Source organism: Pontimicrobium sp. MEBiC06410, assembly GCF_053601615.1.
Window position 1 is genome coordinate 79876 of the sequence record NZ_JBSHNT010000140.1, and the last position, 14545, is coordinate 94420.

Here is a 14545-nt window from a genome sequence, read left to right on the forward strand (position 1 = left end):
GATGATTTTTAAACCAACTTCTGCACAATATTTAACTATTTTGTGGTCTTAAAATTAAACTAACTAAATAATGACACAACAGAAATCTTACAAAAGTTCATTTATACTATTAACACTACTTTTTTTTCTATGGGGGTTTATAACAGTATTAGTAGACTCTCTAGTTCCAAGGCTTAGAGAATTATTCACGTTAACTTACTTTCAAGCCATATTAGTACAATTTGCATTTTTTGGTGCCTATTTTGTATTATCCATTCCTTCTAGCTATATCATTTCTAAAATTGGTTATAAAAAAGGAATTATTGTTGGATTATTAACCATGGCTTTTGGTTGTTTACTATTTTATCCTGCAGCATCTTATCGCATATTTGGTGTCTTTTTGGTCGCTTATTTTATATTAGCTGGAGGAATTACCTTATTACAAGTTGCAGCAAACCCTTTTGTTGCTGCCTTAGGAAGTGAAGCTGGAGCATCGAGTCGTTTAAATCTCGCTCAAGCATTTAACTCTTTAGGTACAGCTATTGCACCTGCTATTGGTGCTTTGTTTATTTTAAGCGATAAAGTAAAAACAACAGAAGAAATAGAAACATTAACAGAAACCGCAAGAGACACTTATTATACAGCCGAAGCCTCTGCTGTACAAACACCATTTATAGGCCTTGCCATTTTTATAGCACTTATCGCTGGTTTCTTCTTCTTTGCCAAATTACCTAAATTAATTAGCGAAGAGCGTGTTGGCACTTATGGTGAAGCTTTTAAAAACACAAATTTAATGCTAGGCGTAATAGGTATTTTCTTCTATGTAGGTGCAGAAGTTTCCATAGGTAGCTTTTTAATTAACTATTTCCAAGACATGAATATGCCTGCTTTAATTGCAGACAATAATGTTATGATGAGCATAGCAAATACAGTCTCAAAATTATTTAATAAATCTTTAGAAGGTGCAGACCCCAAAGCATTACTTGGAATATTTGTAATATTCTATTGGTCTGGTGCCATGATTGGTCGTTTTGTAGGTTCATATTTAACCCGAATTATAAGCCCAGGAAAAGTTTTAGGTATTTTTGCTTTACTAGCAATCTCACTAATCTTTATTTCTATTAGTACTACAGGGCTAATTTCTATGTGGAGTATTCTTGCAGTTGGTCTGTTCAATTCTATCATGTTCCCTACTATTTTCACATTAGCTTTAGATGGTATTGGTTCGTTAAAACCAAAAGGCTCTGGTTTACTATGTACAGCTATTGTAGGAGGAGCAATAATACCTTTAATATGTGGAGCATTAATAGATGCTTCAGGATTTAAAATAGCCTTTATATTTGTAACCATTTGTTATGGATACATTATGTTCTATGGTATAAGAAATAATAAGAAAACAGTAACACTATAAGTTTATTACGTTCAACTTAAATAAAAAAACCTATAAATTAGTTTTTGTAGGTTTTTTTTATTTGTAGTTTAGAATTTAGGTTAATTAACCCTACAACTTTAGGTTTCACTACTTATAAAAATATAAAAACATAATTGTTACTTTGCTCAACATAAAAATCACAAATAACTTATTACATTTATTACTTAACCCTAACTAAAAATAATATCATGCTATCTACTATTCTATTAATTATTGTTTTAATTTTATTTGCACTCTACATCTATAAATATCCACCTAAATCATCAACTGTGTCTAACACAAAAATATGTATGGACTACTCTAATGTTAACATGAATCAACTAGAAGTCGATTTAGTTCGTAATATGATAAGTGGTTATAAAGATTACCAAAAACGATATATTGACAACGCTAGTAACTTAGACGATGCACATTCTATTTGGTTCGATTTAGAAACCCTTAAGGCATTTATATACCATGTAGAGTACCAAACGAAACAAAACAGTAATGTCGTAGCCAATCCAGATTTAGGGTTACGTATTCATTATTCGCGTTACCCAGAATTTAAAACTTGGAGTAACTACAGTGACTTAAATGATTTAGCTACAGACCCATACGGCAAGCAGTATGGAGAACGCCATACACTTGTTATTATACCAACTATAAAACGTAAAGATGGTAAACATGTAAATTTTAACCCTTTAGATACTAATACTTATACTAACGGTATGCCTTTTGATTATCCTGGTACACCATCTACAACTACAGTTCCTTCTTTTGGAATAACAAAGAAAGGAAACAATTCTGGAGGCTCTACTGGTTCTCAAAATCATGGTAGTTTAATACCTCCTGCTGATGGCTCTGGAGGATTTTAATATGTTTGAATATTATCCTAACATAGATAAAATAAGACTAGGGTTAGAGTTTATTTCTGCCCTAGTTGCTTTATATTATCTACCTAAATTAAAGCAAAATTATTGGAAATGGTTTTCTTTATATCTAATATTAGTATTCTTACAAGAAGTTTTTTGGAAATTTGCTCCTAATGATATATTTAGTTTTAGAAAACAAGATTATTATGCATTCTTCGGAATACCTATCCAATATTTATTCTTCTACTGGTTATACGCCTCAAAGTCTCTTAATAAGAAAAAGCTGTATTACGCTTGTTGTATTGTCTATATATTCACATTTGTTCCCTTAGAACTATATGAGCAAAAAATAAAAACTATATCTACTATAAATTTAACTACTGGAAGTATAATTATAATTTTTCTAGTCGTTTTAGAATTCTTAAAACAAATTAAAAATGAAGATATTTTAGAATTCAAAAAAAACAAAATGTTTTACATTAATTTAGGCATGATTTTATTTTATGTAGGTACATATCCTTTTTTAGCATTTTATGATGAATTATTAAAAGAACCAAACATATCTCTTTGGAATTCTTACTACCTGTATTTTTTAGTTTCTAATTGTATTATGTATTTATTATTTATAGCTTCGTTTATATGGGGGAAACATCAATCACAATAACTATAATATTATTTAATATCATTTTCCTAGCTTTTATAGCAGGAATCATCATTTTTATACGAGAATACCGCATAAAAAAGAAAGCTCATGTTGAAGAAATTAAAACTAAAAACGAAACTCATAAACGCGAACTGTTAGAAACGCAAGTAGAAATCCAAACCCAAACCATGCAATATATTGGGCAAGAAATACACGATAATATTGGACAAAAACTAACCCTAGCTAGTCTCTACACCCAACAATTAGCCTTCGAGAATAAAGCACCTCAGGTTAATGAGAGTATTGAAAATATAAGCACAATTATTAACGAATCGTTAAGTGAGTTAAGGCAGCTCTCTAAGTCTTTAACCGATAATGCTATAGAAACGCATACATTAAACACACTACTAGCTAATGAGTGTAATAAAATTAATGCCTTAAAACGTTGTACCGTTCATTTTACAAATACAGAAAATATTAAAATTGAGTCTTATCAAATTAAAAGTATCTTATTTAGAATTACACAGGAATTTTTACAAAACAGCATTAAACATGCTAATTGCAAGCATATTAATGTCGCTTTAATTAAGCAAAACAACACTGTAACTTTAAAACTTAAAGATGATGGCAAAGGTTTTAACACAAACACCATAAAACCAACAGGTATAGGACTTAAAAACATGAAAAAAAGAACCGCTTTAATAGGTGGAACATTTAAACTAGAAAGTAAAGAAACCCAAGGCACAACACTAACAATAGATATCCCTCTTTAAATGAAACGTACCATTGTAATTATCGACGACCATATATTAATTGCCAATGCTTTAAGCAGTATTATTTCTAATTTTAATCAATTTGAAGTGCTGTATGTTTGCGAAAACGGGTTAGATTTTCAAAAACAACTTAAAAGCAAACCCATACCAGATATTGTTTTATTAGATATTAGCATGCCAGTTATGGATGGTTTTGAAACTGCAAAATGGTTAAAAGAAACCCATCCAAATGTACTTATCATGGCTTTAAGCATGCAAGACGATGAGCAAAGTTTAATTAAAATGATAAAACACAGCGCCAAAGGCTACATGCTAAAAAATGTACACCCAACAGAATTAGAAAAAGGATTAAACACACTTGTGGAAAATGGACATTATTTTCCAGAATGGGCAGCAAGCAAAATATTTACAAGCATTGGCGATGACTCTATTAATGCTTCATCAAAAATTTCATTATCAGACAGAGAAGTAGAGTTTTTAAAATACACCGTAACCGAAATGACCTATAAACAAATAGCCGAAAAAATGTTTTGCAGTCCAAGAACAGTAGAAAATTATAGAGATAGTCTTTTCGAAAAACTAGAACTTAAAACCAGAGTTGGCTTAGCAGTATTTGCACTAAAAAATGGTTATGCAGAATAAGTTTATTCATTTTTATATCCTTAAAATAAAAGTTTAGGGAATTGAGACTTGTTCTTTTTCTAAACTGTTAAACCATTTATCAAATCAATTTTAAGATATATTTAAAGCCCCTTTAAATTGAAAAATCCTATATTGCTAGAATAAATTAAACCTACCCAATTATAATGAAACGCCGACACTTTCTTAAAAATGCCTCACTAACAGGCGTGGGTCTAGCAGTTGGAAGCGCTGTAACAAGTTGCAAAGACAATACCCCCGAAAAAGAAATAGCAGTAACAACCAATAAAACAGATACACAACAAAAATTACCCATTGTTATTGCTACTTGGGATGTACCAAATGCAACAACAAAAGCAGCATCTGTATTACAAGAAAACGGTTCTATTTTAGATGCCTTAGAGCAAGGCTGTATGGTAGAAGAGGCAGATATAAAAAACCAATCTGTTGGTAAAGGCGGTAGACCAGATCGCGATGGCAATGTAACATTAGATGCCTGCATTATGAATAAGGATGGAGATTGTGGGGCTGTAGTTTACATGCAAAATATTACACACGCCATTTCAGTCGCTAGAAAAGTCATGGAAGATACGCCACATGTTATGCTAGCAGGTAAAGGAGCAGAGCAATTTGCTGTTTCTAAAGGTATGAAACGAGAAAACTTATTAACCGAAGCCTCAAAAAAAGGATGGCAAGAATGGTTAAAAGACGCTAAATACAAGCCTATAATAAACATTGAAAACCACGATACAATTGGTATGCTTGCAATGGACAAAAATGGAGATATTTCTGGCGCATGTACAACAAGTGGCCTTGCATATAAAATGGCTGGACGCGTAGGAGACTCACCAATTATAGGGTCTGGTTTATTTGTAGATAACGAAATTGGCGGTTGCGTGGCAACTGGCTTAGGTGAAGAAGTTGTAAAAACTGTAGGAAGCTTTTTAGTTGTAGAACTTATGCGACAAGGCAAATCACCACAAGAAGCATGTAAAGAAGCGATAAAGCGAATAATAGACAAACCTAACAGCAACTACAAAAACTTCCAAGTGGGGTATATTGCTATGAATAAAAAAGGGGAAACAGGCAGTTTCTCTATTCATCAATGGTTTAGCATGACCAAATTTCAAGATGGTAAAAACGAGAATTTACAATCCGAATACATGATTAAGAATAAAAAAGAATAACACATTATTCTCTTAATACTATAAAAAATCAAAGACCACCACTCAATTTAAAGCATAAGTTTTTGTAGTTTTGAGATTCTATCAAAACCTATACAATGTCAGATCAAAAACGATTGTTCTTAATAGATGCTTACGCTTTAATTTTTCGTGGTTACTATGCATTTATAAAAAACCCTAGAATAAATTCTAAAGGCTTAGACACCTCAGCCATTATGGGGTTTATGAATTCTTTATTAGATGTTATAAAACGAGAACGTCCAGATCATTTAGCAGTATGTTTTGATAAAGGCGGAAGTACAGATCGCATAGAAATGTTTCAAGAATACAAAGCCAATAGAGATGAAACACCAGAAGCTATTAAACTTGCTGTACCATTAATTTACGATATTTTACGTGCTATGCACATTCCTATTATGGTAAAAGAAGGCTTCGAAGCCGATGACGTTATAGGTACTTTAGCTAAAAAAGCCGAGAAAGAAGGATATAAAACCTTTATGGTAACACCAGATAAAGATTTTGCACAACTAGTCTCAGAAAATATTTTTATGTATCGCCCAGTTTTTGGTGGAGGGTACGAAACATGGGGAATTCCAGAAGTGCAGAAAAAATTTGAAGTTGAAAACCCATTACAAGTTATAGACTACCTAGGAATGATGGGCGATTCTGCCGACAACATACCGGGCTTACCAGGTGTTGGAGACAAAACAGCCAAAAAGTTTTTAGCAAAATACGGAAGTATGGAAAATCTTTTAGCCAATACCCATGAGCTGAAAGGAAAAATGAAAGAAAAAATTGAAGCCAATGGTGAATTAGGTATGCTTTCTAAAAAGCTAGCTACAATTATGCTAGATGTGCCAGTAGAATTTGATGCTAAAGATTTTGAAATGTCTGAACCAGATATTCCAGCTGTAACAACCATATTCCAAGAGTTAGAGTTTAGACGCTTAATAGACAATTTCACTAAAACATTTACCGCTCCAGTTGAAAATACTTCAAACACAAAAGAAGCAAAAACAACGCCTAAAACAACACCTAAAGAACAAGCCGCAGCAGGAGCTGGACAATTTTCATTATTTGGAGGTCAGCCATCTACAGAAACAGAAACGGTTACAGAAAATAGTAGAAAAACAGCTGTTACAACAGCTCATGTATACCAAAGTGTTTCACCAGGAATGGCGATGAAACTATTTATTAAAAACCTTATGAATCAAACCAGTGTATGCTTCGATACAGAAACAACTGGTTTAAACGCATTAACTGCCGAGCTTGTAGGTATTGCCTTTTCTTGGGAAATAGGTAAAGGGTTTTACATTCCATTTCCTGAAAACAGAAACGAAGCACAAGAACTTATAGAACAATTAAGACCATTTTTTGAAAATGAGACTATTGAGAAAATAGGACAAAACTTAAAATACGACATTAAAGTTCTTAACAAATATAATGTAGAAGTAAAAGGGCCTTTATTTGACACCATGTTAGCGCATTATTTAATTAATGCAGACATGCGTCATAATATGGATGTCTTAGCTGAAACTTATTTAAACTACACACCAATTTCTATTACAGATTTAATTGGAAAAAAAGGGAAAAACCAGCTATCTATGCGCGAAGTACCTTTAGACAAACAAATAGAATACGCTGTTGAAGATGCAGACATTACATTACAACTTAAAGAACATTTCCAGAAGGAATTAGGAGACGCCAGTACACAAAAATTATTCGATGATATTGAAGTGCCTTTACTCCGTGTTTTAGCAGCTATGGAGTTAGAAGGTATTAATCTAGATAAAACCTTTTTAAATTCGCTTTCAGAAGCGTTAAACAACGATATAAAAACATTAGAATCTAAAATATATACCGAAGCTGGTGAAGAGTTTAACATAGCCTCTCCAAAACAATTAGGCGTTATTTTATTCGAAAAACTAAAGTTAGTAGATAAACCTAAAAAAACTAAAACAGGGCAATACTCTACAGCTGAAGATGTTTTATCATACTTAGCAAAAGACCATGAAATTATTCAAAATATCCTAGATTATCGTGGATTAGCTAAATTAAAAAGTACTTATGTAGATGCATTACCAACACAAGTAGAAGAACATACAGGACGCGTACATACCGATTACATGCAAACCGTTGCTGCTACAGGCCGTTTAAGCAGTAACAACCCTAACTTACAAAATATTCCTATCCGTACAGAACGCGGAAGACAAGTAAGAAAAGCATTTGTACCAAGAAATGAAGATTATATATTACTCGCTGCCGATTACTCGCAAATAGAACTGCGTATTATAGCTGCGCTTAGTAAAGAAGAAACCATGATTTCTGCGTTTAAAAACGGTGAAGACATTCACGCCTCTACCGCTGCAAAAGTATTTAATGTTCCTATAGAAGAGGTAACTAGAGCACAACGAAGCAATGCTAAAACTGTTAATTTTGGGATTATCTATGGTGTTTCTGCATTTGGACTAAGTAATCAGACCGATTTAACCAGAAGTGAAGCTAAAGAACTAATAGACACCTACTACGAAACATACCCTAAACTACGTAAATACATAAGCGATCAAGTCGATTTTGCTCGCGATAATGGTTATGTACAAACCGTATTAGGGCGTCGTCGTTATTTAAAAGACATTAACTCTCGTAATGCTGTTGTTAGAGGAGCAGCAGAACGTAATGCTGTTAATGCTCCAATACAAGGTAGCGCTGCCGATATTATTAAAATTGCTATGATTAACATTTATAACAAACTAGAAGCTGGCAACTATAAAACCAAAATGTTATTACAAGTACATGATGAATTGGTGTTCGACGTTTACAAGCCAGAATTAGAGGAGATGAAAACCCTTATTAAAACAGAAATGGAAAATGCATTTAAGCTAGAAGTCCCTTTAGATGTAGAACTAGATACTGGGTTGAATTGGCTGGAAGCACACTAGAAAACATAAAAACAAAAATCATGAAAAAATTAATATTACTATTTATTTCTATTTTATCACTATCATCATTTACAACAAATAAAACAACAATGGATATTGTTGGAAAATGGGTTGGAGAAGAAAAAGGAGACATCGGCTATTTTATTTTCGATAAAGAAGGTTACGCTACTCTAGAAGCCCAAGGACAAGTACTTGGAGGTAAAGAATTTGTAATGAAAGGAAAAAAAGGCTCCATGACGTACCAAGTAAACTATGAGGCAACCCCTGTAGAAATAGACTTAATAGTAACCATGTTGGAAACAAAAGAACAGAAGAAAATGTTATTTATAGCTAAAGCAATAGATGATAATACTATACAATTAGCCTCTTCTTTCAGTACTACAAGACCAACAGAATTTAATGATGTAAACTCGATTATTTTAACAAGAGTAAAAGAGTAACTATATAGTTATATAGTTTATTATAAAAACAAAAACGGCGAATCTAAAAGATTCGCCGTTCTCTCTTGCAAAAGCTATTACTATAGACTTTACAACTAACAATATGTTTATTTATTCCAATACACAGCAGTTTGTCCATACTGGAAATGGATAGGATTGTGTGCGGGATCTTTTTTAAATAAATACAACTCTTTTGGTTCTTTTTCAAACAACATAATAATGTCCGATCCACCAAATTTAAACTTACCAAACTCCTGTCCCTTAACAACTGTTTTGTCTTTAAGTTTATCTATATACATTTCTACACCAGACACCTGAGCCATACCAATAGGTAAAATTGCAACCTTACCAACCGCTTCTCCAGCATCTACAATAACAAGACCTCTTGCTTGGTTAAATTCGTAACCATCACCCGCACCATCTGGTGCATCCCACTGCCCATCGTCTTTAAGCACTACATTTAAATACACTTTTCCTTGTATATCTTTAATTTCTAAGACCTGTCCTCCTACTGGAGTATGAAAACGATGATAATCGAATGGGCTTAAAAAATAATGCACAAAAGTACCACCATAAAAACACTCTGCATATTCACTATTATCTAAAAGATCATTAATATTTCCAATAGCATGTGTTTGTTTAAAAACAACAGATGTTATTTTCCCATCTTTATCTAAAACATTTCCGCTATTGTCTATAGCATAATCTTGTTGAAATGTACAATCGGCAGGCGCCACTATAGTTTCATTATTATCAGGCTCTGCAATAGGGCGTAATGGAGTTATACCTGTATTACTATCTGCACCGTTAAATTCTCTGTAAAAAAAAGTATTAAATGTATTCCATGTAGACTCATTCTCTGCATATAAAGGATAATTATACATTGTATCATACTTAAAAGAATGCAAACTCTCTGTTGTTAGCGAAGGTTCTGTATCTAAAAATTCTCCCCAAGCCTTTGCAAAACTTACTAGCCAAGCTGCAAACTCTTTAAAACTTTGCATAGAAATATTAGTCTCAGGAATTTTCTGATCTACCAACCAGTAAAACTGACATAATAAATCGTATACTTTTTGGTTATAGCCATTAGCTTCTCCATTACTTTTCCATGCATTAGGATAACTCTCATCATTACTCTCATTAGGCACTAAACGTACATACAATTCTAAATAATCGTAATACGCATCAATAGTAGTTGGCCATCCATTACCCTGAAACTCATTATTTATAGCTTTATATAAATTTTCATTTAAACTTTCTTTAGCTCTAACATTCGCAACTTTTAAAGATGCCAATAGCGCTTCTTTCATTTCTAAATTTCTATTAAGCATTATTTTTAATGCCTCAACTACACTACTATGTGTTCTATTTGCCATTGTATTTAATTTTTAAAACCTCCTACTCTATCTAAATTTAGCTTTTCGGATTCCGCTATAAATAATTACATAACAAATGTCCAACAGTACCTCAACATTTACTAGCGTAAAAATACCGATTTAAAAAGCAAGTAGAACTACCTAAGTTTTTTCATCATATTATAGCGAAAGACATATTATTTTGTACTTTTAATCGAAACTAATAAAGAAAAAAAACAATTGTAATATTGCGATTATATTATTTTAAATAATACATGAAAAAACTTTTCTTAGACGACGTAAGGACCATAGATATGATCTATGATAAATCTATGGAATCGGAATTTGACATTGTTAGAACCTACGATGCATTTATAGAGTACATTAAAACCAATGGCTTACCAAATTACATAAGCTTCGATAACGATCTAGGTCTTAAAGAAGATAAAACCACTGTAGCCCCTGATGGGTTAGCAGCTGCAAAATGGCTAGTTTACCAATCTGGATTAGATTTAAAAAACTTAGAATTTAAAGTACATTCTGCAAATCCAGTAGCAGCTGAGCAAATAAGAGGGCTTTTAAATAATTATATTAAGCATTTAAACAACTCTTAATAAACAGAAGTTTTTAAAATGACAAATAAAATACTTCTTGTACTTGATATAGATGAAACATTAATTCATGCAACCCCAAAGTTACTAAATAGAGAAAACGACTTTAAAGTTTTCAATTATTATATTTATTGTCGACCATATTTAAATGATTTTCTTAATACAATTAAAGACGACTTTTTAATTGCTATTTGGTCTTCTGCATCAGACGATTACGTAAAAAAAGTTGTTAAATGTATCTTTCCTAAAGATATAACATTACAATTCGTTTGGGGCAGAAGCCGTTGCACATACAAACGAGATAGAGAATTGCAAATAGACAATTATGGGAATTACGAAAGCCATTTTTTAGATCATTATCATTATACAAAACCATTAAAAAAACTAAAAAGAAAAGGATTTAAACTCAACAAAATATTAATAATAGACGATACGCCTTACAAGTGCAGCAACAACTATGGCAATGCTATTTATCCAAAAGAGTTTTTAGGAGATTCACAAGACAATGAGCTTAAAAAATTAGCACAATATTTAAAGACCTTAAAAGACGCTCCTAATGTACGAACCATTGAAAAAAGAGGTTGGAACACTAAATTTTAAAATATTATGAAAACATATATCGCATTTTTAAGAGGCATTAATGTTGGCGGACACCATAAAGTCCCTATGGCAGATTTAAAAAACGAGTTACAAACACTTGGTTTAAAAAACATAATAACCATTTTAAATTCTGGTAATATTATTTTCGATAGCACAAACAAAGACATAGCAATAATCGAACAAAATATAACGCTACACCTAGAAAAAACATTCGGGTTTCCTATTCCCACAATTGTAAGAACAGCAGAAACAATACAACACATATTAAAAGAAGCCCCTTTTAATAATCTAGAAATAACTAAAGATATCAAACTTTATATTTCATTTTTAAAAACTGCTGTAGAACCAAACTTGCAAATACCTTGGGAGAGCGAAGACCAAGCTTATAAAATATTAGACTATAAAAACAAAAATATTATTAGTGTATTAGATCTTTCAAAATCTAAAACAACGAAAGCAATAACAACTTTAGAGCATAGTTTTGGCAAAAACATTACTACTAGAAACTGGAATACACTACTACGAATAGATAAGAAGTTGAACACATAACGAAACATGTTAAAATACTGGAAACCCTTACCTTTTACAACTAAATTTTCTGCTATAGCTTTTATAGTTACACTAACATTAGGGCTATTAAGCATGGGGATTCTCGGTGCACTATTGTATTACACGGTCTCTTTTCTGTTTAACAATTACCCAACATTAAACGATTGGAGAGGCGATTGGGTTTGGCCAACAACAATAGCTGCTGGCATGGCATGGGCATTTGGGTTTATTCTTGCTGGTATTGCATGGTATTATTTAAGTAAAATAATAAAACAAATAATGCTATTACGCCTCATTTATGTTATAACACTCTGGTTTTGGGCCGCAATAGTGTGGTATTCAATGATTATTAATAACTTAGAACCAATAATACGCTATTAAAAACTAAATAAGACAAATACAAATGAAAGCCACCACTAATAATATATTACATCAAAATATTTCTATACCTAATGCAGGAATCGTAATCTTACAATCTTATATTATGATGTTATTTATAAGGCTAGATCTTATAAAAGAGAGAACATTTATTACACAAGAAGCACAACTAGACGCCGTACACTATTTACAATACTTAGTTACGGGATTAGAACAAACCGAAGTCTCTTTACTCCCATTAAATAAAGTCCTTTGTGGTTTAGCTGTAGATACGCCAATGCAAGACCACATTACTATTTCGGACGATGAGAAAACATTAATGAATAGTTTAATAAAATCTGCTATAGACAATTGGGATGCCATTGGACAAAGTACTGTTAATGGTTTTAGAGGAAACTGGCTAGTAAGAGATGGTCTATTAGTAGAACAGGAAGACCGCTGGGAATTAACCGTAGAAAAAAGAGCTTACGATATTTTATTAATAAAATCTCCATTATCATTTTCAATTATAAAATTGCCGTGGATGACTAAACCCTTACATGTTAATTGGCCATATTAATAACTTCTAAAACTACAAACACATGAAAAAATTAGTACTCACCACCGTATTACTTTGTTTGTTTACAATAGTAACAAAAGCACAAACTACAACCTCTAAATACAACGAAAAAGTAAAAACATTAGACAGTACAATAGAAACCCTATACGCTGTAATTTCTGGAGAAAAAGGAGAAGCAAGAGATTGGGAACTATTTAAATATTTATTCCATCCAGATGCTAAATTAATACCCTCTGGCAAAAGTAAAGAAGGCACATACAAAGCACGTTTTATGACACCAGACGATTATATTAAAACTTCCGGAAAATGGTTAGTAGATAATGGTTTTTTTGAAAAAGAAATACATAGAACAGAAAATACTTTTGGAAATATAACCCAAGTATTTAGTACTTACGAAGCTTTTAATAGCGAAAAGGATACAGTCCCATTTATGAGAGGAATAAATAGTATACAATTATTAAACGATGGTAAAAGATGGTGGATTATTAATATATACTGGACACAAGAATCTAAAGACAACCCTATACCTAGCAACTATTTGCCTAAAAATTAAATTATGATATTAAAAAAAATATTAATATTAGTTACATTATCGCTTTTTACCAATACGATAATAAGTCAAGAATCCGTTGAAATTAAAGACACAGGTTTTGCAGATACTTCTATTAGAATTAAAACTAATGGTTTTGGGGATATTTCAGTGCGTTTTACACAAACTTTTGCAGATATTACCGTTGGGTTTACAGACCGTAAATACAAAGCCGATTTTATTTTAAAGCATTCTGGATTTGCAGATCGTTCAGTTAGAATAAAAAAGAATGGCTTAGCCGATATCACCATAGTACAAAAAGATATAGGACAAGGAGATGTTTCTATTCAAATTAAAGACAATGGTATAGTAGACTACTTAATCTATTCCGATAAAGATACTATTACAAAAGCTGAAATTATCGCAGCACTCATCAACATTATAAAAAAGAAAGCAGATTACGAAGACTAATGGAAAACAGTATTATATCCGAAATCTTTAAAGACACAGCACTCTCTTCAGAAAACAAACACAACATAGCAAACCATTTTGAAACACTAGAGGTAAAAAAAGGAAATACCATTTTAAATGCAAACGATTTGGTAGCTCATCAATATTTTGTTTACAATGGCTGTTTAAGAACCTATTTTATAGATAAATCAGGAAAAGAACACACGCTTCAATTTGCCATTAAAGATTGGTGGATAAGCGATTTTACAGCTTTCTTTTCAGCATCAAAAGCCATCCTAACCATAGAATGCATACAAGATGCCACACTATTTAAAATCTCTAAACAAAGTATGGAAACGCTCTACAAAGACATTCCGCAGCTAGAAACTTTTTTTAGACTAAAAATGGAAAAAGCATTTGCCAGTTTTCAAAAACGCATACTTGCCAATTTAGCCCTACCAGCAAAAGAACGCTATATTGCCTTTATAAACACCTACCCTAATATAGAGAAAAGCGTAAAAAATTACCACATCGCTTCCTACTTAGGTATTGCCACAGAAAGCCTAAGTAGAATTAGAAAAGACATTGCTACAGGCTAGAATAACAACAACCTACAAGTTAAACTGTTAATTGA

At 32.1% G+C, this 14545-nt stretch carries 17 protein-coding genes; 16 read left to right on the top strand and 1 reads right to left on the bottom strand.

The window, feature by feature from the left end; translation table 11 throughout:
- Positions 1-70: 70 nt before the first annotated feature.
- From ACVC08_RS04085 to ACVC08_RS04120, 8 genes are all read left to right on the top strand, one after another.
- A complete protein-coding gene (locus ACVC08_RS04085) occupies positions 71-1390 on the top strand; it encodes a sugar MFS transporter (protein WP_452599935.1) in 1320 nt (439 codons plus the stop codon).
- Positions 1391-1599: 209 nt separating this feature from the next.
- Positions 1600-2265 carry a hypothetical protein gene (locus ACVC08_RS04090; protein WP_452601091.1) on the top strand — a complete coding sequence of 222 codons (666 nt, stop codon included), beginning with the start codon at positions 1600-1602 and terminating at the stop codon, positions 2263-2265.
- A complete protein-coding gene (locus ACVC08_RS04095; RefSeq protein ID WP_452601092.1) occupies positions 2246-2926 on the top strand; it encodes a hypothetical protein in 681 nt (226 codons plus the stop codon). Before ACVC08_RS04090 ends, ACVC08_RS04095 begins: the two co-directional genes overlap by 20 nt.
- On the top strand, positions 2902-3678 hold the full coding sequence (locus tag ACVC08_RS04100) for a sensor histidine kinase (protein ID WP_452601093.1): 777 nt from the start codon (positions 2902-2904) through the stop codon (positions 3676-3678). Before ACVC08_RS04095 ends, ACVC08_RS04100 begins: the two co-directional genes overlap by 25 nt.
- On the top strand, positions 3679-4320 hold the full coding sequence (locus ACVC08_RS04105) for a response regulator transcription factor (protein WP_452599939.1): 642 nt from the start codon (positions 3679-3681) through the stop codon (positions 4318-4320).
- Between the two features lie 164 nt (positions 4321-4484).
- On the top strand, positions 4485-5504 hold the full coding sequence (locus tag ACVC08_RS04110; protein WP_452601094.1) for an isoaspartyl peptidase/L-asparaginase family protein: 1020 nt from the start codon (positions 4485-4487) through the stop codon (positions 5502-5504).
- A gap of 95 nt (positions 5505-5599) precedes the next feature.
- The gene (gene polA, locus ACVC08_RS04115) at positions 5600-8440 is read left to right on the top strand and encodes a DNA polymerase I (protein ID WP_452601095.1); all 2841 of its coding nucleotides are present in this window, start codon (positions 5600-5602) and stop codon (positions 8438-8440) included.
- 20 nt (positions 8441-8460) lie between these two features.
- On the top strand, positions 8461-8880 hold the full coding sequence (locus tag ACVC08_RS04120; RefSeq protein ID WP_452599942.1) for a hypothetical protein: 420 nt from the start codon (positions 8461-8463) through the stop codon (positions 8878-8880).
- A gap of 107 nt (positions 8881-8987) precedes the next feature.
- Here ACVC08_RS04120 and ACVC08_RS04125 read toward each other — a convergent pair whose 3' ends face one another.
- Positions 8988-10256, bottom strand: a complete 1269-nt coding sequence (locus ACVC08_RS04125; protein ID WP_452601096.1) for a phosphatidylserine decarboxylase — start codon at positions 10254-10256, stop codon at positions 8988-8990.
- A 254-nt stretch (positions 10257-10510) separates the two neighbouring features.
- On the opposite strand from ACVC08_RS04125, the gene ACVC08_RS04130 reads away from it, so the two are divergent.
- From ACVC08_RS04130 to ACVC08_RS04165, 8 genes are read left to right on the top strand one after another with little or no spacing between them, the layout of a single operon-like run.
- Positions 10511-10849, top strand: coding sequence for a cyclic-phosphate processing receiver domain-containing protein (locus tag ACVC08_RS04130; RefSeq protein WP_452601097.1), 339 nt, complete (start codon positions 10511-10513; stop codon positions 10847-10849).
- Between the two features lie 18 nt (positions 10850-10867).
- Entirely contained in the window at positions 10868-11446 is a 579-nt protein-coding gene (locus tag ACVC08_RS04135; RefSeq protein ID WP_452601098.1) for an NIF family HAD-type phosphatase, read from the top strand.
- Between the two features lie 6 nt (positions 11447-11452).
- Positions 11453-11995, top strand: a complete 543-nt coding sequence (locus tag ACVC08_RS04140; RefSeq protein ID WP_452601099.1) for a DUF1697 domain-containing protein — start codon at positions 11453-11455, stop codon at positions 11993-11995.
- A 6-nt stretch (positions 11996-12001) separates the two neighbouring features.
- Positions 12002-12376 (top strand): hypothetical protein, encoded by a 375-nt coding sequence (locus ACVC08_RS04145; protein WP_452601100.1) that lies wholly within the window; start codon positions 12002-12004, stop codon positions 12374-12376.
- A gap of 22 nt (positions 12377-12398) precedes the next feature.
- The gene (locus ACVC08_RS04150) at positions 12399-12932 is read left to right on the top strand and encodes a contractile injection system tape measure protein (RefSeq protein WP_452601101.1); all 534 of its coding nucleotides are present in this window, start codon (positions 12399-12401) and stop codon (positions 12930-12932) included.
- A 22-nt stretch (positions 12933-12954) separates the two neighbouring features.
- A complete protein-coding gene (locus tag ACVC08_RS04155) occupies positions 12955-13485 on the top strand; it encodes a hypothetical protein (RefSeq protein WP_452599948.1) in 531 nt (176 codons plus the stop codon).
- 3 nt (positions 13486-13488) lie between these two features.
- Positions 13489-13932, top strand: coding sequence for a hypothetical protein (locus ACVC08_RS04160; protein WP_452601102.1), 444 nt, complete (start codon positions 13489-13491; stop codon positions 13930-13932).
- Positions 13932-14510, top strand: coding sequence for a Crp/Fnr family transcriptional regulator (locus ACVC08_RS04165; protein ID WP_452599950.1), 579 nt, complete (start codon positions 13932-13934; stop codon positions 14508-14510). Before ACVC08_RS04160 ends, ACVC08_RS04165 begins: the two co-directional genes overlap by 1 nt.
- Positions 14511-14545: the final 35 nt, after the last annotated feature.